The following is a 22,324-nucleotide window of genomic DNA, read 5'->3' as shown; positions in this document are numbered from 1 at the left end:
AAAAAGCCCCGGGTCGCTCCCGAGGCTCTTGGAATCGCATGGTCTCTGATTTCGGCGGTTCACGCTTGGTGAAGCCAATCATCTTGGCTTCGAAGTTTTCAGGCTACATCTTCTTTTTCTCCATGGCAGCCTTCTTATGCCTGTCTAGCCCCAAAAGCATCTCAGGGGCTTGCGCTGATACAGGCTTGTTGTGCTGTGCAATTAGGAGTCCAATGCGTTTTTTATTCGTTGAAAGCGTTCATTAAGCATCTGTTGAGGATGAATATTTTTGGATGAAGCCGCCTTGGCCGCGAAGCTGGCGAAATTCAACCCCGCGCCAAACAGCTGCAGCGCTCCGTCAGCAAGGTTTCCTTTGTGGAGTTGTTCGATGCCGTCCTCCATAAAATTATTGCTTTCGTCCAGATGGCAATCCGCTATGTATTTTTCCCCTTCGTGAAACAATTTAAGGTTTTCTATAATTTGATTGGCTGTTTTCTCTGAAATGTCCGCATCAATATCGATTAGCATGTCATTAATCGGGGCGACCAGCTTTCCATACAAGCTGTCATATTGCCGGCAGGAAGCGGCTATTTTTTCTCTTAACTCTTTGGTGTTCATTCGTATCACTCCTTTAGAATGAATAGGACTGAATGCACGGGCAACGAACGGCGGAGCGGCACAAATCCTTCGCTGTTCCTCTGCTATCTGTTCCCCTTCGCCGGGTAAGACCGATACATCCAGTATACATCGGATTCAAGCGAAATAGCCCTGCAGAATGAGCAGGGCCAATATCAAAAGGAAACCATGAGCACGTTCGGAGGATATGGCCATGTAATTAGAAGATACAAGCGCAAGAAACGATGACAAGCAAGATAAAGAGAACCAAGATGACGCCTGTCGAGGTCCAGAGACCCCCAATTCCGCCTACTCCGCTCATTCGGGTGACCTCCTTTCATTTGATACCCCCATCATATGGAAATATCGTCCCGTTTGACTTGGCTATGCCCTATACCAACAAAGTTAGGCAGCGCCTGCCGGAGTGGAGGCGGAGATGTTGTTGTTTATCGAACGATATTCAATCCGTTCTCGAGCTCCTCGACCTGAACAAATAAGGCTCTCTCGTTGCCGTGCGGCGTATCCGGGTAGTGCGTGCACAGCCATAATTGGTTGTTAAAGTCCCGGAAAAGACTCGAATGCCCGGCATTGCGATCCATCAGAAGCTGCTTGTCATGACTCCACGGGCCTTCCACGGAACCAGTTGCGGAGCGGGCTATTGCGACCGTATACCCGCCAAAGCCTTCATCCCCATAACCCGCAACCGAGTAGCTGGACCACAGCATGATCAGTTCTCCATTGCGGGCGCGATACATGAACGGCGCATCCGTCAATTAGCCTTCCTTCTCGATGCGCGGATCGCCGAACAGACGAATCCATTCCATGTCGGCCGCGTTCAGAATCGTTACCGCTTCTCCGTAAGAGGAGGTTAAGTCTTTTGTGAGGCGAATCGCCTTAATGTTGCCTTCATAGAGTTCGGTCCACTCGTGACAAAATACGATCCAGCGCTGTCCTTCTCCATCCTCGTAGTAGGTTCCGTCCAAGCATTCCCAATCGCGGGGCGTCACGGGGCCGTCGCTATGCGGCCGGTACGGTCCGGCAGGATGATCCGCCACGAGTATGCCGGTCCCCCGGTGTTCGCCGATGCCGCCCTTGCACGTGGCGAACATATAATATTTTCCGTCTGCCTCGAACACTTCCGGAGCCCAATAATGGCGCACTCCCCAGAAGCCTTTGGGCGGTTGAAACGCAATATAAGGGCCTGTCCATTGCCGCAAATCGCTGCTTTCATAGACTTCAAACACAGGATCGATATCCCCGCAGCCATCGGCGAACGTCGTGCCGAACAAATAATATTTCCCCTCTTCCTTATTCGGAAATACAAATGGGTCGCGCACATGAATCTGATCTGTCGTTACCGTTTTTATCGTTCGAAATCCTGTTTGCATCGTCTCGAATCAGCTCCTTCCCTCTTATTGCTCGACAATCTCTTGATTCCACAACTCATGGATTCGCCGGATGTCGTTCACATCGCACTTGGGCTTCCGATCATAGGTCAATAATCCGTTGATCTCCTGCTCCACGTCCGTCAGCTGCGTATAACAAAATCCATGGATTACGCGGGAAGCGTAGACGGCCTCGATCACTCTGCGGTAATCCTCCACGAAATCCCGCTCATTGCTCACGGAAGTATAGCCCCACCCCTCGTCGGCGCCAAGCTTGTAGGCAATTCCCCCGAACTCGGTCAACAGGATCGGTTCGCCTTGGTGGGCAAAGCCGTTCGCATAAATTCGGCGCTTGGCCGACTGAGCCTGCAAAACTTGTTCTTTCGTGGCAAGGGATTGTTTATAATACTCGTATTTGTCCGGTTCCTCCTGCCCGCCATGTGAATAGTTATGAATCGCACAAATATCGGTTGTCGTCTGCTCCCACCCGTCATTCGAAATGACGAGCCGCGTCGTATCCAAAGAATGAAGCAAATGATACATCCCCAAGCTGTGATGCTGCTGCTGTTCGCAGCTCTGGACCATTGGAATTCCCCAGCTTTCATTGATCGGCACCCACGCGATGATGGAAGGATGGTTATAGTCTCTCTCCACGATGTCGATCCATTCCCGGGTTAACCGGGCTACGGCGTTCTCGCTGAAGTAAGCCGCCGCCGCGCATTCTCCCCACACGAGAAATCCCAACACATCCGCCCAATACAAGAAGCGCGGATCCTCCACCTTTTGATGCTTGCGGCAGCCATTGAAGCCCATTTGCTTCGCCAGCTCGATATCCTTCTTCAAATCCTCGTCGCTCGGCGCCGTCAATAATCCTTGCGGCCAATATCCTTGGTCGAGCACCAGCTTCTGGTAATATGGCTTGTTATTCAAATAAACCATACCGTTTTCGGTATGAACTTTTCTCATGCCAAAGTAAGATTCCACGCGATCGAGCACTTCGTCGCCTTGCTTCAATTCGAAGGTAACGTCGAACAGATTCGGCGTGTCGGGTGTCCAGGTCCAGCCCATGTGATGAAATGGCGTTCGAAAAATATGACGATTGAATAAATCGATCGCTCTCTTCGTATAAGCCGATTGCAGATAAATGCAATCTTCGGCGATTAGCTCGCCTTGGAACGAGATCCGGAGATCGACGCTTTTCCCCCGGTAATCGCCCTCCACTTCCCATTCCAGCGTGACCTCGCCCTCATCGACGTTCGGATGATATTTCACCGTTCCGATTCTTGTCGAATGGACCGCTTCAAGCCATACGGTCTGCCATATTCCCGTCGTGCGCGTATACCAGATCGCGTCCGGGCGCTCCAGCCAGTACTGCTTGCCGCGGGGAATCGTCTCGTCGGCGGACGGATCTTCGACCCGAACCGTCACCTGTTCCGTTCCCCAGGTCAATTCATCGGTAATGTCGAAGTGAAAAGGAACGCTGCCACCCTCATGCATCCCTACGTATTGCCCGTTAACATATACCCAGGCGCGATAGTCGACGGCTCCGAAATGCAGCAGAACGCGCTTGCCCTGCCAGGCCTCGTTGACCGTAAAAGCTCTGCGGTACCATACGACATCGTGGAACGAAGGATCGTGAATGCCGCTCAACTCGGTCTGATAGGCAAACGGAACCTCGATCTTCCGGTTAAAAAATTGCTCATTCGTATACCATTTCTGGGCGGTGCCGACGTTTTCATCATCGAACGCGAACTGCCACGTGCCGTTCAGATTTTCCCATTCTTTTCGTACAAATTGCGGTCTAGGATATTCGGTTCTATATGCCATGATGACTCCACTCCTATTTTCTTTATTTTATCCCTGAGTTGGTAACGCCTTTGACGAAATATTTATTGGTGAACACGAAGATCAGGATCGCCGGCAGCGTTGCGATGACGGTCGATGCCATCATCTTGGCCGGATTCACGAAATTGGAGCCTTGGATCAAGCTCGCTATCCCGACCGTAATCGTTTTCATCTCGGTGGAGCTGACCACGAGCGAAGGCCATAAATAGTCGTTATAAATGCCCAGGAAGGTAATGACCGACAACGTCGTTACAACCGGGCGAATGGCCGGAAAAATAACGCTAGTTAAGATTTTCCATTGCGAAGCGCCATCTAGATACGCAGCCTCTTCCAACTCTTTAGGAAAGGACAGCAAGAAATTATAGACGAGAAAAACGCCCATCGTACCGGCTGAATAAGGGAAAATGAGCGGTACGAACGTATCGAGCAAATGAAACGATTTAAATAAGTAGAACGCCGGGAACAGGGTGACGATTCCGGGAATCGTCAATGCGCCGACCACTGCGGCCAACAACAATTTCTTGCCGGGGAACTGCAATCGTGCCAATGAATAGGCAGCCAGCACATCGACGAATACGACCAGCAAGGTGCCCGCAAGCGTGACGATAGCGGTATTCAAAATCCACAGCAGCATCGGCGAATTTTGCGCATCGCTCATTATCCCGGCATAGTTTTCTGCCGTCCATTGCTTCGGAAGCAGGGCAGAGCTTGACATCGCTTCCCCGAGTGTTTTGAAGGAAGTGAAGATCATCCACAGAATGGGTAGCAAAAATAACAGTCCTAATATGGTAGCGGCGATAAAATTGATTATTTTCCCCTTTTTTCTCACGATGCCCACTCCTTGCTCATTGATTCCGATAGGACAGCCAGTACTGCGCCCCGGTTACGCACATCATAATCAACCCCATCAGGATAGCCATCGCCGAGCCGATGCCAAGCTGGTTCATATCGAATACCGTCTGCTGTATATTCATAATGAGAGAGCTTGTCGATTGCTCCGGACCCCCTGCCGTAATCAGCTTCGTCTGCCCGTACAGGTTGAACGAAGCGATGACCGTCGTAATCATAATAAAAATGCTAATATTGCGGATTTCGGGAAACGTGACGTACCAGAACTTTTTGAATGCCCCGGCCCCGTCCAAGCCGGCCGCTTCGTAAAGCTGCTCGTCCACCTCGTCGATCGCATTCAGGAACAGCATCATGTTGAAGCCGATCGTCCACCATATCGTCGTAATCAAAATCGTGATCCAGGCGTACGGCTGCGTGTTGAGCCACACAACCGGCTTGTCCATGCCGGCCGACATGAGCACATTATTGACGAATCCGCCGTTGCCGTTGAACAGCCACAAAAATATCGCGGAGACGGCGGTTACCGAGACAGAATAGGACATGAAAAACACGGTCCGATAAACGGTCTTCCAGCGGCTCGGCAAGTAATTAATGATTAAAGCGAGCCCCAAGCTCACCAAGAGCAATGGCGGAACGCTGAGCAGGACGAAGATGAACGTATTTTTCAGCCCATTGATGAACAGCTTGTTGTAAATCGTGCCTGAAGTAAGAATCGCCTTGTAGTTGTCCAGGCCGACGAACCCATTGTTCCCGCTCGCGATATTCCATTTGAACAGACTGATGAAGATGCCGTATACGAGCGGAGCCAGCCAGAACAGAATGAAGCATGCCACGAACGGCAGCACAAACAGGAGAGCCCATCGTTTGGATTTCATGGAGTAATTCATAGGTTCCTCCTTATCATTGCGATAGTGAGGGCTCTGCCCCCCGTCCTTCCGGAGCGAGAGCAGCAGAGCCGCATCGTCATTGCCTTATATCGCCGGGAACAGCTTGCCCTTATGGCTGCGTGGCCGCGATTTGCTTCGCATTTTCCGTTGCCGTCTCCAGTTCCTGCATGAGTTCATCCTTGCTTAGATTTTCGGTAAGCACGACTTTACTGAATACTTTTTCGTTCATGTAGCGCATCTGTTCTCCGAATTGGTAGACTTGCGGAGCTTTGACATAGGTTTCGAATTGCTGCTGGTTCGCATAGGACAACGGATATTTGTCTTGATTCTCTTCGATGTAGCTCATCGTTGCCGCATGCGCCGGAGCTTGTCCCGCATCCGCCCAATGGATTAAATTTTCCGTCGTGAACATGTACTTCAAATATTCCGCAATTCCTTCGAGCACCTTGTCGTCCTTGACGCTAGCAGGCACAGCGATAATATGACCGTTGCCATAGACCGCTTGCTCTGCCCCCAATTGAGGGACCGGGCCGATCCCCAACTGGTCGCCGAATTTATCTTTGGCCGCGCCGTAGAACCATGGCCCCGTCAGCGCGACCGCCGTCTGCACGGATGCATTCGCGTCCTGCGCTTCCTTCATGAAGGCCTGGAACTCTCCATCGAGTCCAAGTCCCGCCGGGGAGAGCTTGTCCTTCCATATCATGTCATGGAATGTCAGGAGAGCGTCGGCAAATGCAGGCTGATTAAAGTTCAAATAATTATCCTGCTGCAGCTGAATGCCGTTCTGCGCGGCGATCGTCATAATATAAAATTCGACAATCCCGCTGGATGGAACGCCCGCGGCAAATAAATTTTTATCCTTTGCCTGCAATTCCGCATTGAGCGCCTCCAAATCGGCGTAGGTTTGCGGTGCTTCGGCGACAAGCTCTTTGTTGTAGAACATCGTAAGCGGGTGGATATCGAGCGGCAACCCGTACATGTTGCCCTCCAGCCGCGCCAAGTCCGCAGCGGCCGGATGGAAGTCGCTTTCCTGCAAGCCCGCTTTCTCCATGGCCGGCGTAATATCCTGAATCATGCCGTCCATTTTGTACGTTTGCAAATTATTGGCATGGATGACAACCAAATCATAATTGCCGGATTTGAACTTGGTATAATGATCTTTCTCCTGCATCTCTTTAATGAAATATTTATCTTGGGAGCTGTTGAAGCCGTCCGTAATCTTTTTCATGTAACCTCCGTCCCCGCCCGTAAATCCGTTAAGGAACGTAATGGTGGTCTTGCCGTTACCGGCGGAAGACTCGCCCGCATTGCCGGACCCTCCGCAGCCAGCCGCAATAACCGCCAAAATGAGAAGCGCGCTCAACCATTTTATTTTTTTCATCTAAAACCACCCCTTCATTCAGACTCATTCTCGTAATAGATTCTCATCTGTAAATCGGTTTCATAGTTTCCGAACTTTTTGCCGAACAAATTGATCCCGCCGTCATTGTCAGCATCGGGCTTGACGCCGATACGGACTGTAATATAAGTCGTGTCGTCCGCTTCCAGATCCTTGATCTGCACTTCGGAAATTTTTCTTCCGTCGATGAACGACCCGTCCCCGTTCGTGCTCCACGTTTTGAGCAGTCCGTACTGCGTATTTTCGCTGCCCCACCAATACGGAGTAAGCAGTCCGCGTTCTCCGCCGAAATCGCCGGGACTTGTCCAGGTCCCCAACTCCTTTCCGTTAATCCATAAAGTTATATCTGAAGGCCAATCCAGGTTATGGAGCGGCGCTTCCGAACAAACCTCCATCGTCAATTCCAAACGCAAAATCTTCGTGCCTCGCGGGGCGCGATTCGGAAAGCGGTATTCCAAATAGCCTTTTCTAAACCAGATCAGCTGAGCGTCAATACGCTCCGGTTCAAAAAACGATCGCGGTTCATCCATTTCGCCGATAATCGATTTTTCGCTTAACATGCCGCATGTCGGCTGCACATCGGAATCTACGTAATGGCCAATCGGTACCGCAACGATGGCGCAAGACTCGGATGGCGCCGGGTTGAAATACGCAAAATCGACGACAATCCGGCTGAAGACGGCGGCGCATATTTTTTGGGTCCCTCTCGTTCCCGGAACCATTTCCGTCTTGATCAATCCCGCATCTTCCAATTTTTTGATGTTTACGGCGGCGGTAGATGCAGGAATATTGAATTTCTCGGAGATGTCCCCGACGTTCATCGGCTTAACAAGCAAGCTTTTAAACATTTCGATTCTTAATTCGGTCGAAAGCGCTTTCGCAATGTGAATAAAATCATCAATATTTGTTGTTAATATTCGGTTTAATTTCGAATGATCGGTAAAATCGACTTCAATACTCATCTTTTCATACCTCAATTCATCGCGTATTTTAGTGTTCCATTGGCGATTAATAGTTTATCTTTAATTGCTATGATACACCTGGATTATTGTTTGTTGCAATAATTGTTGTTTGAAAGCCATTTCATCATAGCGTATTACAACTTATTTTGCAATATAAAATCTTGCACTCTCCATTCAATTGCCTCTGCGCTTGGAATTTTGAAGTTTTATTTCCAATATCCTGGCATTGAGCCTCCCTCTCCCGGTTTATATAATGCAGGGGAAAGGAGGAAGAACATGAAGAAACTTATTTTGCCATTTCTGGCAGTTATCCTTTGTCTGTCGTCCTTCATTCCGGCGGCATCGGCCGCTCCTACACTCCAGCAAGGAAGCTATAGCGGGGATGTGTGGGATTTGCAATTTCGTCTGCAAATACTGGATTACTACCGTCAGCCTATGGACGGAATATTCGGTTCTCATACAGCGCAGGCCGTGCGTCGTTTTCAACAGGACTACGGCTTGAAGGTTGACGGCATCGCCGGCCCGAACACGTGGCAAGCGTTGAAGCGGGTCTCGGTCAATGCCGACGAATTGAAGATGCTGGCTCGCACGGTCTACAGCGAAGCCCGCGGTGAGCCGTACACCGGACAAGTCGCGGTGGCGGCCGTCGTGATGAACCGACTGCAATCGCCCGAGTTTCCGAATACGGTAGCGGGCGTCATCTTCCAGCCGCTGGCCTTCACTGCCGTAGATGACGGCCAATATTGGCTGGAGCCGGACAGTACGGCCTATGCTGCCGCTTGGGAAGCGGTGCGGGGATGGGACCCGACGAACGGGGCGCTTTATTATTTCAATCCGGCCACCGCTACGTCCTCATGGATCTGGTCGCGCCAGCAGACCGGCAAAATCGGCAGTCATATTTTTGCAATCTAAGATCAAGGCAGGGAACCTCTTCGGGGTTCCCTGTTGCTGTCTCAGGGCAGGCGCGCCGGCGAACGTACATATCTCTTCATGCCTTGGTACGGCAGAACCAGAACGCCCCCGCCACCTGGGGCCGGACGGGTTGTCTTTGGCGGGCATCCTGCCGTGAAGGAAGGGAAGCAGGCACATGGCGCTCGTCCGCCTTATTGCGCCTCCGCCCACTTTGCCCGCCGGCATGCTCATGCTGCCGGCTGAGCGCATACAGTAGAGCAAAGGAGGGAATATAGTTGCCGTCCTACCGCATCATCGTCGATTTGTCGGATCGCATGCTGTACTTGCTGGACGGAAACCGGGTCGTGCGCAGCTACCCCGTCGGAATCGGCAAGATGGTCACCAGGACGCCGACGGGAGAATTCACGATCATCAACAAGCAGTATAATCCCGGCGGCCCGTTCGGGGCATTATGGATGGGCCTGTCCAAGCCGCATTACGGCATACACGGAACAAACGATCCGTCTTCTATCGGCAGATTAGTGTCCCACGGGTGCATCCGGATGTATAATGCCGATGTCCTCGAGTTATCTTCCTATGTTCCCGTCAATACCCGCGTCACGATACGGCCGTGACCCCGGGATCCTTAGGCCTCTATCCCCGCTCGAACGGCAGAGCCGAAGAGACGATCTTCGGCTCCTTTACACGTGGCCATCCTTGTTCAGCAGCCGCGCGAGAATCACCGCCGCCTCTGCCCGCGCAATCGGCTCATTCGGCGCGCCACAACCTAGACGAGCCACAAAAAAAGCGCGCCTGTTCCCGGCGCGCTCAATTCACTCATCGCACTTCAAGCCCGGACTGACGGCCCGGAGCTTACCATATCATTCCGCGGGATACGATAACCAGCAGAATAAAGAGAACCAGGATGACACCTGTCGAAGTCCAGAGGCCGTGCATGCCATAACCGCGCTCTTTCACTCCATCGCTCATTTGTTATCCTCCTTTCACCCAAGATACAATGTATTGTATTAGCGGAACCCGGGATTGGACTCCGTTAAACGCCTAACGCTGTATACAAAAAAGCCGCCGGTTGCCCGGCGGCTCGCTATTAACAGCACAGTTATAACAGATAGGGTTCTGTCAGACCGTACTCTTCTTCCATATGCTGTATCCATTCCTCCAGCTCGCTTAATTGCTCATAGACACGGACGGTAATAGACGAACCATTCGCCGTATCCCGATAGAGGACAACAGGACTGCCCTGGGTAATTCGCGCTCGAGCCCGCTTGTAAATGGCGTCGATATGCTCCCAATCGCCCTGTTGATAAGCGCCACCAATTTGGTTGAGATTGATCGTGAATTGCTCCATGCTCTATCCCCTCCTTGTGATGGGTATGCCTTTCCCTCTTAGTATACCCAAGGTTGCCCGATTTGTAACCGTCTGAGTGCCGATTTTATCAGATTTTTATAAAATCCGATCCTGCGCGGCATGCGCACAGATCCGAGAAGCGGGTATACTATAGAATAGAACAGGCAGGCCCCGCTTGCCGGCGGCGCCTGCCGCAAGAAAGGAGTGACCGCGATGCCTTCCATGCCGAAGCTGCTGATCGGGGCAGGGATTGTCCTTATCGTTGTCGGAGTATTATGGGCCGTGTTGGGCCGCTGGATTCCATTCGGCCGCCTGCCGGGCGACATCGTTGTCAAAAACGGCGGCTCGACTTTTTACTTTCCCATCGTCACCTGCATCATAATCAGTATAGTCGGGTCGTTGCTGCTAGCGCTATTTCGGAAATAAACAGGAAAATAACCGCAAAGGCACTTACATAACTCCGTAGGTCCCGAAGCTGGTGCTCCCGTGATCGGTCTGCGACCATCTCCGGTAGGCGGCGATATATTCCGCAATGATACCGGTCGAGAGCGACGCATAGATTTCACCGATAGCCCGGCCGGAGTCATGGAACGGCTCCAACCCGTCGATGGTGAGCACCCCGTAAGTGCCAAGCGGCAAGCACATCACTGCCTGGTACGGGCTCTTGGAGTCCGTATTCCGCTCCCAATCCTCATCCTTCGTCACATCCGCAATCTGCACGATCGCCTGCTTCCGGAAGGATCGCCCGGCTACCGAGCGATCGACATGCAGTTGGCGCTCGCCAACATAATGCTTCGGGAACCCCGCGGAGGCGAAGCGCAGTGTCAACATCTGATCCGCATGGAGCCAGATTCCGCAGCGATGATGTCCCCCCGCCTTGAGCTTCATGTCGACGGCCAGTATATCCAGCATCCGCTGCAGCAAGAAGGACGCCTCGGTCAGGACGGCATACGGATCCGCAATCGCCCGGATATCGTTCAGGGCATCCATGAACGGCTTCACATCGCGCAGCGCCGACAGCGTCTGCTGGGCCGTATGTTCGTGCATTATCTGGCCGCCCCGCAGTTCATCCATCCGCAGCTGAATATCTTGCATCCGATCGTCACGGCGCATGACGTCGGCGATCATATCGCTAAGCTTTTTATTGATGTAGAGCGTCTTCACGAAATAAAAAATCATGCCCGCGGCAATAACGACCGCGAAGACTTGATACGCCCACGGAGGCAGCTTATCGAGCATTGACTTCATTAACCCTTCCATGCGACGTCCTCCTTTCAGTATGCCTTTGACACAAGCCTATGCCAAAAATTGGGCGAACATGCATTCCGGCCCCGATTTCACACAAAAAAGACCCGTCCGGTACCTCCCCCAAGGGAAGAGATCGGACGGGCCTTCGCTCATGTTGTATATTAACCATGCTGGTGGTGAACGGCCGTCTGCGAACGCACCGGTACGGCACTCCGCGGCACGCCTGCCTGTACGGTCCAAGTAATGACCTTGCCTCCAATGCTTACCGCGAGAATGGTATACAGCGTATCCCACAGCGGCAAATAGAACAAGGAGACCAGCAGCACCACAATGTCGATAATGATAAACACCGTGCCGACGCTTAACTTCGTCCAGCGGCTGATAAATAAGGCTACGATATCGTCGCCGCCCGTCGCGCCTCCATGGCGGAGCACGATTCCTGCGGCGAAGCCGGTCAGCACTCCGGATACGACGGCGGCCAGCACCATATTGCTGCCGAAATTCATTACCCACGGCGAGTAGCGCTCACAGAGCTCATAGGTAAGGGAGAATACTCCCGCCGCCATCGCGGTATTCATGATGAACCTTCGCCCCTTGAAGAACCAAGCGGCAATGAATACCGGGATATCGAGCATCAGAACGGTCAGCGCCGGTGACCAGTCGAACGTATATTTTCCGATCAGCGCGAGACCGACAAATCCGCCTTCAGCCAGGTGATTCTGAAAATTAATGTGATAATAACTGAAAGCCAACAGCATTGAGCCTAACAACATCCATACAATATGACGTAATTGTTCGTTTTTCCTCATCTTGGTTCCCTCTCGTCGTTCGTGGATTCGTCCTTCGACCGACGGCGGAAAGCCAGATAGAGGAGCAGGTCCTTCGCATCATTTCACGCTTCCTTCGCAGTCAGTCTACATCGGAGTGACGGTTCTCTGCGAGAGGAAGCTAGATGTAAGAAAGATCATAACGTTTCCAGACTGTCCTTTGGGGAAGCATCCTTCGGGGACACATTGGTATCCTGATCCTTTCTTTTTTTGATTTGGCATTTTGAACCAATACCGGGTTGCAACATGTTGCTATACCTGTATTATACCATAATGTATATTCCAGCCCCACTAGACCTATGCTCCGTATATCGCCCCCGTTCTGTATTAATCGGACTGTCCCCGGATCTCGCTTGCTCCGCTCCATGTTTGAGCGGTTCCCTCCCGGTTTATCTCGAAAATGCTCCATCGTTCACGAATACCTCACGTTTGCTGTGCGCCAGATCACATTGTGATGTAGATCACTTCGTTAGACTGGAATCAGTTCCATTGCGGAATTCCAATTACGAAAGGATGAGTTAGGATGCTGAAGCCGCGCACCATTGAGATTGTAAAAGCGACCGTACCCGTTCTGGAAGCGCATGGCCAACAGATTACGAAGCGATTCTATGAATTGATGTTCTCGAACCATCCGGAGCTGCTCAATATTTTCAATCACGCGAATCAGCGGCAGGGCCGCCAGTCGCAGGCGCTCGCCTCGGCCATTTATGCCGCGGCGGCGAATATCGACCGTCTGGAGAACATTATGCCGGTCGTGAAGCAGATCGGCCACAAGCACCGTGCTCTGCATATTCAGCCCGAGCATTACCCGATTGTTGGGAAGCATCTGCTGCTGGCCATCAAGGATGTGCTTGGGGATGCGGCGACCGATGACATTTTGGAAGCCTGGGCGGAAGCGTACGGCGTCATTGCGGATATTTTCATCCAGGTCGAACGCGATATGTACCGGGCAGCCGCGGAGACGGAAGGCGGCTGGGAAGACTTCCGCAGCTTCCGTGTCGTCCGCAAGGTGCCGGAATCGGATGTCATTACGTCGTTCTATCTTCAGCCGGAAGACGGCGGCGCCATCTCTTCTTATGTTCCGGGACAATATATTACGGTGCGGGTGAAGCCGGAGGGTTCGGAGAATACGCATCTGCGCCATTACAGCCTGTCCCAGGCTCCAGGGGGAGACACATACCGGATCAGCGTCAAGCGCGAGAGCGGCGATGACCATTCCCCCGCCGGCATCGTCTCCTGCTATCTGCATGACATTGTGCAGGAAGGCGATCGTCTAGAACTGACGGCGCCTGCCGGCGACTTCACGCTGCGTACAGGCAGCCCGTCTCCGGTCGTGCTCCTCAGCGGCGGCGTCGGTGTCACGCCGATGATGAGCATGCTGCAGGCGCTGGCGAAGCACGAGCCGGAACGGGACGTTTATTTCGTTCATTCCGCGCGGAATCGCCAGGTGCATGCGTTCCGCGACGAGGTTCGGGCCTTGGCGGAAGCGAATGAACGCGTCCAGAGCTTCGTCTGCTATGAGCGCCCCGAGGCGGGCGACGCTTGTGACCATCAAGGATTCATAGACGAGGCATGGCTGGCATCTGCCTTGCCGGCCGATGTATGGCAGCGGGCGGATACGTACTTCTGCGGACCGGTGCCGTTCATGAAGACCGTCTATCGGGCTCTTCCCGGGCTTGGCGTTGCACCCGAGCGGATTCATTACGAGTTTTTCGGGCCGGCCGGCGTATTGGAGAAGGATTAACGGCAAGCCCGCCCGGCGGGGACGGTTGCGCCAAGGGGACGGTCGCGCCGAAAAACGGTGACGGTTCGCCAAAAACGGAGACGGTTGCGCCAAATTCGGAGAGGTTGGGCAAAAAGCGAGGCTGTCCCCATTGGTCGTGCATAACCCCTAGGCGGTGCATAACCCATGGTGGTGCATAACCCCTTAGGTGGCATAACCCCTAGGCGGTGCATATGGATGCGGGGCAAGACAGAATAAAAGAGAAGAAGTGGACGAGAAAAGCGGCAGATGATGGATGAGGCCATAAAATCCTGTGTAAATCAGGCTGGTGGAAAACCCCTGTTTTTTACGAAGGGGTGGAGATGTCCATTTACCTAATCAGAACTTGGCACTCAGAGCGTTTTAAGTCGATTTTTTCTACGGAGAGACGAGATCCACCATCTAAAAAATGAAGTGGCGAAAATTCCCATGGACTTCTCGACGGCCTGATTTTACGGGATCCAAGAGACCGCGTCGGATCCTGGAGGCATCATTGCCTTCAGGAGGCATCGTTGCCTCCAGGGGCTTGAACGTGTGGAGGGAATTGCTGCTATTTTACAGGAATTTCGGCTCAATGAGTCCACATCCCGAGGAATTGCTGCAAATCTACATCATTTGAGGCCCTTTTGCTTCAAGTGGAAGAGAAACGGGTGAAATTCCTGCAGCTTTGCAGGATTCCCTTTCTGGTAAAGTCGTCCATATCGAATTACTGTAATTGCGCAGGATTTCGCTTACCGAATAGGCGTAGAAATCGTGCAGTTTGCGGATTTCGCTTACCGAATAGGTGTAGAAATCGTGCAGTTTTGCGGATTTCGCCTACCGGATAGACGTGTCTAGGGAAATGGTGCAGTTTTCAGGCCGTTGGAAAACCCCTGTTTTTTATTAAGGGGTGGAGATTGTCCATTTTCCTACTCAAAACTCGGCACCCATAGTGTTTTAAATCGTTTTTTCTACTGAGAGACGAGATCCACCACTGAGAGACGACATCCACCACATAAAAAATGAAGTGCAAAAAAACCCCTTGGACTTTCTCAATAGCCTGCTAAATGGAGTGTTTTATGGTATTTCGGCCAAAATTTTATTAAATCGGTGCAAAAAATACATAATTTCGGCGTTTTTTTGATTTAGTACCATTGAATAGGCTGAAATCGTGCAGTTTTGCAGGATTCCCTGTAACGGAGTACACCTCATATTGGAATGCTGAAGTTTTGCAGTTTTCCGGCAAGTCGAGCCATGAGATAAGGGGCTGTCTCACTGTGGGACAGCCCTCTCTTTTCCTAGCAAGCTTCACTTCGTCTGACGGTTACCGCTTAAAATCGATGTGCAGCACTTGCGCGACGAGATGCGGCAAATCCGTATTGTCGTGCAAGCCCCGGAATAAATCCGCTCCCGGACCGAATGCATAGATTTGGACGTCCACGCCGGTGTGCAAATAGGTTGTCCAGGCAATGAGCGCATGTTCGCTAATCACGGCGTTAATGGCATGCACCGCATCTTTGGCGTTCTTGATGTTGGCTGCTTCCGCAGCGGTCGGATCGATGCCGGCATACGTTGTAAGCACTTCTGTGATATTGCTTCTATCCGCCTTCAGCTTGTCTGCCATATAGAGCCCGGATGCCTTGACATGGTGCAGCACCTCAAGCTTGGCATCGGTTTGGCCGTATCCGCCCACCGACATTCCGCCCGTGTCGTGATCGCCAACGATGACGACTAATGTGTTGCCGTCCTTTTTGGCGAAGTCGACCGCCAGCGCGACCGCCTCTTCGAACGCCTGGGTGTCTTTCATCGCCCAAGCGGCGTCATTGTAGTGCCCGGCCGAATCGATCTGGCTCCCTTCCACTAGCAGGAAAAAGCCGGCTTTGTTTTGGCGGAGAACGTCGATCGCTTTCCCGGTCATTTCCTTCAAGCTGGGTTCATTCGTATGCTTCCGATCCAGCTCGGGTGCCATGTCCCCGCCCGCGAACAACCCGAGCAGCTTGCTGCCTTTTGCGGCTTGCAGTTGGGTGCGGTCCTCCACGATAGTGTAACCGCTGCGCCTTGCTTCCTCCAACAAATTGCGTGACTTTTGCTTGCCGCCCATCGATTCGGGAAGGAAGAAGGCCTTGCCTCCTCCCAACAGAACATCGGCATTTGCCAACTGCTGCGGGGCAATCTCGCTTTCTTCGTCACGGGAGGCGATATGCGATGAAAAAGCAGCCGGCGTCGCATCAGTAATGTTCGCCGTCGCGACCAGACCAGTTGACTTGCCTTGTTCCCGCGCCGCCTCGAGAAGCGTCCGGCGCGGTGTTCCGTCCGGAGTCGTCCCGATCATTCCATTGTTCGTCTTGTAACCCGTTGCCATCGCCGTCGCGGCAGCGGCGGAATCGGTTAACGCGGAATTGGCCGAATACGTCCTCACCATGCCTACAAGCAGCGGGTCCATCACGGATAAGTCGCCTTTATACAAGCGGTAGCTGGCGGCATAGGCGGGTGAGAAGCCGTCCGGAACCATAAAAATAACGTTTTTCGCCTTCGCCGCTGAGGCGGCTGCCGAATTGGCCGGAAAACCAAACTGAAAAAAGACAAGCACAGTTCCCAAGACGATCGCGGCAAGTTTACGTTTCATCCTTTATTTCCCCCATAATAAAGCGAATTCTTTTTATCGGTTCTCCTACAGTCCCTGGCACATCAAGTCTCCATTGCACCCGCTCCGGCCGATAAGGCAGCAGAGCTGTCGCACTCCGTCAACAATCGCTTCAGAACGTTGTCGCTAATGCGGGCGACATTGTTGTCATAGTCGTTCCAAGCAAGACTCCCGGCCCAGTTGATCGATCCGACCGAGAAGACCGCGCCCCCGCCGTGAATATCGAAATAGGTCATGTCCGCCCGTACAAGCGAGTTATCGCATCCCCCTTGACCCGGTGCCGTATTTAATTGATCTTCATGAACGAATTGGTAATGGTTGTCGAATCCGGTTGACGTGGCCAGCCACAGCGTATGCGGAGGCGTGCCGAATGTGAGATCGTAGCGATCGATCTCATCGCCGGCGGCGCCGCCGGCCGCATATCCGAAGTCGCCAATGATCTCGTCATCGCCGATGCCTTCAAAAATAAACTGCGCCGCCGGATGGAAGCTGTCTTCCAATCGGCGGTAACCACATGCCGAGCCGCCGCCCAGAGCGGTAACGCCTACCCCGACAAGCCGCTGCGGCACATAACCGAAATGACGCCATATGCCTCCAGGCTCTCCAGTCGTGCTATGAAAGAGTTCGCCCGGCGGAGAATCCGAGGAGCGCGAGCCCGCATTGCCGCGCCGCACTTCCAATAGATGCGGCCGCTCCGGATCCAGACTCGTCACCCAATAAAATCCGTTGCCTCCCAAATACATTAAGCGGCCGCCCTCCGCCAAATACTGCTCCAGCGCTTTCATCATCGGACGCGTCCAATATTCGGGATGGCTGCCGGTTATGACCACCTTGTAACGGCTCAGCAAGCCGGCGCCTTCATGGTGCAGATCTTCGTCCGTCGCGATATCATGGCTCTGGCCCCGCCGCTCCAGCCAGCCGGTAATGTACAGATCTGCGGAGAAATGGCGCACAGCCCGCCAGTTCCGGTAATGAGGCCGGATATTCAGGAGCGGCCGCAGCCGGGAAGAATATTGGACGCCGCTGCCGTCGTTGTGCAGGTCATATATGGAACTGCCCATTTCCGGATGCTCGTCCAAATAAACATCCTGTACAGGAAGAACATAGTCCTCGCCCAAATATTCTTTGGCGTACTTGAACAGCCGCTCGTTCCCATATGCCAGATACGTATTGGTGGGCGCCAGGAACAGGACGGGAGCGGTTGCCGTCCCCTGCGTCGGCCGCACAAAAAACGGAATGTAATCGATGCTGCCTTCAGCCTCCAGCTTCAGCGCATAGATGCCGCTTCGCAGATCCTCCGGGAGCCGCCACGTGATGTCGGCTTCCCAGCCGGCATCCTCGATGTCGTTGTCATGAAAATGAATGGCAGCGTATTGCTCCGGCGCGAGCCGGTAGTCTGTCTGCTCCCCGGTCCAATTGTGACTTGTAACGGCGCGGGTTCCCCCTTGGCGCAAAATCCCATGATGCCCTCCAGCCGAGCGATCGGAGAGACGGGTCGTTGAAATGCCGTCGCTGAAGTCATAATCCGCAATGAGACGCGCGACATCGGGCTCCGTCTGCGTGCCGCGCGCCAAGTCATACAGTTGGGCTTCCGTAAAATAATGTTGGAACAAGCGAGGATTTCCGATTTTCCCGTTATAGTGGCGGGACACGCCGCCCGGCGCCGCGGAGTCCGAATCCGCAGCCAGCAGCACGCTGGAGATGACCGTCTGACTGTAATCCAGCTTCGCAGCCGCCGTGCTGACTTGCGTTCCGTCATCGGGCCTCCAGCCGACCTGCTGACTCACGAAGAGCAGTGCCGCTTCGCGACTGACTGAATATTGAACGGCTACGAAGTGCCACTCATGACCGTGCAGCGGCGCCTCGGAGCGAACGGCAACGGAATGCCCACAGCGGCCGATCAAGGAAAACGTTACATGTCCGTCCTGGTCCAGCGTCACATCCGCCCCGGTTGAACCGTCGGGAGATTTGGCAGACCAGATCGTCTGCGCCTTCTCATATTGCGGAAGCGTCGGGTACACCCACATCTGAAGCGAGAATTCCCCGGCTTGCATCCATTCTTCCGGCAGCGGCAGCTCGGCATAGGAGCCGATCGCGGTCGTCTTCCGCCGTCCCGGGTATTCGCCGGCGCAATCCGCCGGTACCGGTTCCGTCGGCAAATAGGGCGAATGATCCGGATCCGGCATCCCGCCGCATATCCGCACCACACTGGCGGTATAACTCGAACTCGCCGTGTCGATCATAAAATTCAGTGCTTGTCCGGGCTGGACGCTAAATCGATCCGCGTACCCGACCACGTTGACGGCATCTTGTGTCTTCGAATCAGTCTCGCTGGCTGTTCCCTGTTCATTCGGCTTCATTGAAATTCCTCCATTAGTTCAGAATTTTCTTATGCGCCTTGAATCCGTTCCGTCGTAGCTGCTGTTTATGGACGCCGGGCCTTGATAACGGAGCCACCCCCTATTAGCAAAATTCGATATGTTTATATAATTTTTCTCATGATGTTATATATTTCAAAATAATTATAGCATGCTAAGTTTTTCAATTGAATCTATTCTTTTCTTTTTATGTATCCTGCCTTTTTTTATGTACCCTGCCTCTTGTTCTCAAGAGGCCGGCCTTCTTGAACAAATAAAAATCGCGCTCTACGGCAGGCTGAACCTGCCAGAAAGCGCGATATCCATTTCTATGAGATTTCACAACTTATTGAGTAGATAGGCCAACTTAATGACCTGCCTGTTTGCTCTGAATGACCCACTCCGCCAGACGCTTGACGCTGCTTATGGAATCCAGCGTCAGATCGTCTTCATCCAGCGTAAAATCAAACCGCCTCTCTATTTCCGCAAGCAGTCTCATTACCGTCATAGAGTCCAGGATTCCGGTCTCGCCAATTAAGACGGTGTCCGCATCGACGTAAGGCAGTTTGAGCATATTTTGAAGTAGTCCGGCAATTTCCTGTTCGATCGCATCGCGGTTCATCGCTTATTCTCCTATCTCGAGCCAATCGAATGCCTTCCGCGGGAGCGGCAGCTGCAGCATATAGACGGATTGCTCGTCCTCCGTAGTCGTTTTCTTGAAGCCCAGCATCTCCAACAACAGCCTCGCCGGCAAATTCCGCTGCTTGCTGACTAACCGGCAGCGCGCCGTGGCCGCCTGCGGTTGTTGTTGTTCCAGCTGTTCCAGAACGGTGTACAAAAAGGCGGAGGCGATGCCCCGGCCTTCAATCCGGCAGGAAATGCAAAACAGATTGATGTCGATCCCGTCGGCCGCGGCGCTTGCAAAGCAGGTTCCGATCAGCCCGTGCGCACCGAACCGGTCCTCCAGCCGGGCCACATATAAGTAGTGGTTATCCCGGGCGCAGTACGATTCGACGAAAGGAAAATCGATTCGTTCCAACAAGCTGTTCATCTGGTTCGTGCGGCGGGATAATTCAACCACCCGCGGGTAATCCTCTTCCCTCGCCAGCCGGATCCGCAGCTTCATTCCGCATTCCTTCAAAAATTGCTCGCGGCTGCCTGTATGTGCTTTGCGAGCTTCCTCCCGCATGTAGCGCGCCTGCATATACTGCCGCCGGTTGGCCGCTTCTTCGGTCAACTGGCCTGCCTGGAATTCAGGATAACCGGGAAGCTCCCGATAATTCCCAGCATCATAAGTCCGAACCTCCGGCACATAGAAATTCACTTCGAAGCGCTCGAACGGATCATTATCGATAAAGGCCATGGCATCCAAGCCGATGTTCAGTTCCTGGGCAATCCGCTCGATGCTCGCTGCCTTTGAATCGAAATGGCATTGGGGGGACAAGAAATAATGGGCGATGCCCAACTGCTCCAGCTTGTCCTTCACCTGCTCCCAACCGTTGCGGCTGGCGATGCTGTGGAGAATCCCGCGCCGATCGAGCGTATCAAGGACGCTTGCCATCTCCGGCAGCAGCTTGATAGCGGCCTCGTCTTCCCTCAGCGTTCCTTCCCACAGCGTATCGTCCAAATCCCATACGATACATTTAATCATCTGCTTCACCGGAGAACCACTCCATCGTCAGATGCGTCGGCTTGAAGCCGTACTTCTTGTACAGCAGCCTCATCGGCAAATTGCTTACATGCACCTTGCCGATGATGCGCTCGGTTCCTGCCCTTTTGCAATACGTCATGCCCGCATCGAAGAGCTCATCCACATAAGCGGTGCCGCGGTAGGGCTCAGCGATATAGAAGCTTTTGAAATTCGCGTACATCTGTTTCGTGACCGAGTTTTCCCGCGGCGTAATCCACATCCAGCCTGCGACATTCCCGTCAACTTCCAGCACAAACATTCCTTTTTTTTCATAGTGAAGCGCTTTTTCCAGCTTTCTGATATGAAAGCTAGGATCGGTAATCGCTTCATCTCCGAATGAGATAACGGAAATGTCCGTTTCAAATTGAGCGATAACCGCAATATCATCCGGCTCGATCTGTCTAATCGGCATCTTGCTATGACTCCATTCTGCGTTGTTATGCGTTCTTTTTTTGAATAAGCTCGAAGGAGTCATGATGACAGCTCGGGCAGCCCTTCTTTTTCAGCTGTTCAATCGTTTGCCATTGCATTTGAAAGCCAACCTCGGTCACGAGGCTGCACCGTTTGCATTCATAGGCGCGAATGGTGCGCCTTACTTCTCCCGTATAGAGGGCGTCCCGGTAATCACGCGCAATGCTCTCCTTCGTCTCTTCCGTAGATTGTAACACAATCATCTGGCTCGTGTTACCTATAATTTCCGCCCCGAGATATTGGTTGAAGCGCGGGAGCACACTCGTGACAAGCAAGCCCATCCGGGAAAATTCGCGCTGCATCTCCAAAGCAAAGTCGGGCGATTTGTGGGCGAACGATAGAAAAATGGGCAGCCCGATTTCCGGCTTCAGCAACTGGATGCCTCGCGATACGAATAAAGACAGGCCCTGGAGCGTATAGGGAGGATCCGTGAAAACGCAATCAAAACGGTGCAAAAATTCAGACGGGAGCTGTTCGCGAAAATCCGTTTCATAGCAGACAATCGGTAAATTTTCGGATTCCGCAACATAGTTCACGTAGCTGATGATGCGTTTGTCAATCTCGAACACATGAATGCGGGTATTGGATTTATGCGGATTGTCCCGAAACAACTGCTTAAGGAGAAACGCCAACGACACACTGACAAGGTCATCATCCCCCAGACAGACGATATCCCGCCCGATAAGAACTTCGTGCTGAAGCGCCAGCACGGCCCGCTTCATACTCGTCTCCAGCGTGCAGCGGGATTGGTCGATCGTGACATCGACCTGGGGACGGTTCTCAAAGACGCCTTCCAGCTTCGACATCATGTCATGCAGATCGTCCAGATGCCATTGCCCCTGCTTCAATCGCTGATACAAGGTCCGGTTCAGCTGCCCGTAACCCATCGCATGCTCAACGAACCGCATCCCTCTCGGAGTGCAGTTGACTCCCCGGCTTTGTTCGATCAGTCCCGCCTTGATGAACTCTTTCTTGATAGCCGCCACAATCGGGAGCGGCAGCAGCGTCTTGCGCGCGATCTCCTTGGTAGAGATGCCCGGCTTGAAGTAAATATCCAGAAGAATGTTCTCAATCGCTTTTTTTCCATCCTTAATGGACACTTGGGAATAAATTGAATCGAGCGCTTCTTTATTCATATTTTTTCTTCTATCTCCTTTATCGATTA

23 protein-coding genes are annotated in these 22,324 nt (G+C 52.8%); 4 read left to right on the top strand and 19 right to left on the bottom strand.

All coding sequences use genetic code 11. The features are described from left to right. Positions 1-201 precede the first annotated feature (201 nt). The 9 genes from FLT43_RS27070 to FLT43_RS27040 form a co-directional block, all read right to left on the bottom strand. Entirely contained in the window at positions 202-597 is a 396-nt protein-coding gene (locus FLT43_RS27070) for a hypothetical protein (RefSeq protein ID WP_087442996.1), read from the bottom strand. 217 nt (positions 598-814) lie between these two features. Next, entirely contained in the window at positions 815-916 is a 102-nt protein-coding gene (locus FLT43_RS30350; RefSeq protein WP_206108656.1) for a sporulation protein YjcZ, read from the bottom strand. 124 nt (positions 917-1,040) lie between these two features. After that, the gene (locus FLT43_RS30345) at positions 1,041-1,367 is read right to left on the bottom strand and encodes a glycoside hydrolase family protein (protein WP_244194231.1); all 327 of its coding nucleotides are present in this window, start codon (positions 1,365-1,367) and stop codon (positions 1,041-1,043) included. Further along, positions 1,368-1,982, bottom strand: coding sequence for a family 43 glycosylhydrolase (locus FLT43_RS27065; RefSeq protein WP_244194230.1), 615 nt, complete (start codon positions 1,980-1,982; stop codon positions 1,368-1,370). Between the two features lie 24 nt (positions 1,983-2,006). Next, a complete protein-coding gene (locus FLT43_RS27060; RefSeq protein ID WP_087442995.1) occupies positions 2,007-3,806 on the bottom strand; it encodes a glycoside hydrolase family 2 protein in 1,800 nt (599 codons plus the stop codon). A 22-nt stretch (positions 3,807-3,828) separates the two neighbouring features. After that, complete coding sequence (locus FLT43_RS27055) at positions 3,829-4,653, bottom strand: carbohydrate ABC transporter permease (RefSeq protein ID WP_164776652.1); 825 nt, start codon at positions 4,651-4,653, stop codon at positions 3,829-3,831. Between the two features lie 16 nt (positions 4,654-4,669). Further along, positions 4,670-5,560, bottom strand: a complete 891-nt coding sequence (locus FLT43_RS27050; protein WP_087442993.1) for a carbohydrate ABC transporter permease — start codon at positions 5,558-5,560, stop codon at positions 4,670-4,672. Between the two features lie 109 nt (positions 5,561-5,669). Continuing rightward, positions 5,670-6,941, bottom strand: a complete 1,272-nt coding sequence (locus tag FLT43_RS27045; protein WP_087442992.1) for an ABC transporter substrate-binding protein — start codon at positions 6,939-6,941, stop codon at positions 5,670-5,672. A 14-nt stretch (positions 6,942-6,955) separates the two neighbouring features. Continuing rightward, the gene (locus tag FLT43_RS27040; RefSeq protein ID WP_087442991.1) at positions 6,956-7,921 is read right to left on the bottom strand and encodes an ArsR/SmtB family transcription factor; all 966 of its coding nucleotides are present in this window, start codon (positions 7,919-7,921) and stop codon (positions 6,956-6,958) included. Between the two features lie 276 nt (positions 7,922-8,197). Between FLT43_RS27040 and sleB the strand changes: the two genes are divergently transcribed. Both sleB and FLT43_RS27030 read left to right on the top strand, forming a co-directional pair. After that, positions 8,198-8,833 carry a spore cortex-lytic enzyme gene (gene sleB, locus FLT43_RS27035; protein WP_087442990.1) on the top strand — a complete coding sequence of 212 codons (636 nt, stop codon included), beginning with the start codon at positions 8,198-8,200 and terminating at the stop codon, positions 8,831-8,833. A gap of 275 nt (positions 8,834-9,108) precedes the next feature. Then, positions 9,109-9,447, top strand: a complete 339-nt coding sequence (locus tag FLT43_RS27030) for a L,D-transpeptidase (protein ID WP_087442989.1) — start codon at positions 9,109-9,111, stop codon at positions 9,445-9,447. Between the two features lie 238 nt (positions 9,448-9,685). Here the strand turns inward: FLT43_RS27030 and FLT43_RS27025 are convergent, their stop codons facing one another. After that, positions 9,686-9,769: a YjcZ family sporulation protein gene (locus FLT43_RS27025; protein ID WP_373994927.1), complete on the bottom strand. Its 84-nt coding sequence runs from the start codon at positions 9,767-9,769 to the stop codon at positions 9,686-9,688. A gap of 163 nt (positions 9,770-9,932) precedes the next feature. Then, entirely contained in the window at positions 9,933-10,181 is a 249-nt protein-coding gene (locus FLT43_RS27020) for a hydrogenase maturation factor (RefSeq protein WP_087442987.1), read from the bottom strand. Positions 10,182-10,394: 213 nt separating this feature from the next. Between FLT43_RS27020 and FLT43_RS27015 the strand changes: the two genes are divergently transcribed. Next, positions 10,395-10,607, top strand: a complete 213-nt coding sequence (locus tag FLT43_RS27015; protein WP_087442986.1) for a DUF2905 domain-containing protein — start codon at positions 10,395-10,397, stop codon at positions 10,605-10,607. A gap of 24 nt (positions 10,608-10,631) precedes the next feature. Here the strand turns inward: FLT43_RS27015 and FLT43_RS27010 are convergent, their stop codons facing one another. Further along, positions 10,632-11,441: a GAF domain-containing protein gene (locus tag FLT43_RS27010; RefSeq protein ID WP_087442985.1), complete on the bottom strand. Its 810-nt coding sequence runs from the start codon at positions 11,439-11,441 to the stop codon at positions 10,632-10,634. A gap of 149 nt (positions 11,442-11,590) precedes the next feature. Then, a complete protein-coding gene (locus tag FLT43_RS27005) occupies positions 11,591-12,238 on the bottom strand; it encodes a YitT family protein (protein WP_244194229.1) in 648 nt (215 codons plus the stop codon). 541 nt (positions 12,239-12,779) lie between these two features. Between FLT43_RS27005 and hmpA the strand changes: the two genes are divergently transcribed. Then, positions 12,780-14,000 (top strand): NO-inducible flavohemoprotein, encoded by a 1,221-nt coding sequence (gene hmpA / locus FLT43_RS27000; protein WP_087442983.1) that lies wholly within the window; start codon positions 12,780-12,782, stop codon positions 13,998-14,000. A 1,321-nt stretch (positions 14,001-15,321) separates the two neighbouring features. Here the strand turns inward: hmpA and FLT43_RS26995 are convergent. The 6 genes from FLT43_RS26995 to FLT43_RS26970 all read right to left on the bottom strand — a co-directional run bounded on the left by FLT43_RS26995 (position 15,322) and on the right by FLT43_RS26970 (position 22,295). Next, positions 15,322-16,623, bottom strand: coding sequence for an alkaline phosphatase (locus tag FLT43_RS26995; RefSeq protein WP_087442982.1), 1,302 nt, complete (start codon positions 16,621-16,623; stop codon positions 15,322-15,324). A 62-nt stretch (positions 16,624-16,685) separates the two neighbouring features. Next, complete coding sequence (locus FLT43_RS26990; protein WP_087442981.1) at positions 16,686-19,001, bottom strand: N,N-dimethylformamidase beta subunit family domain-containing protein; 2,316 nt, start codon at positions 18,999-19,001, stop codon at positions 16,686-16,688. Positions 19,002-19,365: 364 nt separating this feature from the next. Continuing rightward, a complete protein-coding gene (locus tag FLT43_RS26985; protein ID WP_087442980.1) occupies positions 19,366-19,620 on the bottom strand; it encodes an acyl carrier protein in 255 nt (84 codons plus the stop codon). A gap of 3 nt (positions 19,621-19,623) precedes the next feature. Further along, positions 19,624-20,649, bottom strand: coding sequence for an HAD-IIIC family phosphatase (locus FLT43_RS26980; protein WP_244194235.1), 1,026 nt, complete (start codon positions 20,647-20,649; stop codon positions 19,624-19,626). Further along, the gene (locus FLT43_RS26975; RefSeq protein WP_087442978.1) at positions 20,642-21,100 is read right to left on the bottom strand and encodes a GNAT family N-acetyltransferase; all 459 of its coding nucleotides are present in this window, start codon (positions 21,098-21,100) and stop codon (positions 20,642-20,644) included. The genes FLT43_RS26980 and FLT43_RS26975 overlap by 8 nt, the downstream gene beginning before the upstream one ends. A 25-nt stretch (positions 21,101-21,125) precedes the next feature. Continuing rightward, the gene (locus tag FLT43_RS26970) at positions 21,126-22,295 is read right to left on the bottom strand and encodes a bis-aminopropyl spermidine synthase family protein (RefSeq protein ID WP_087442977.1); all 1,170 of its coding nucleotides are present in this window, start codon (positions 22,293-22,295) and stop codon (positions 21,126-21,128) included. Positions 22,296-22,324: the final 29 nt, after the last annotated feature.

Origin of the sequence: Paenibacillus thiaminolyticus, assembly GCF_007066085.1 — a bacterium.
In the GTDB taxonomy this organism is placed as follows: domain Bacteria; phylum Bacillota; class Bacilli; order Paenibacillales; family Paenibacillaceae; genus Paenibacillus_B; species Paenibacillus_B thiaminolyticus.
This window is presented reverse-complemented; position numbering and strand designations above follow the sequence as displayed.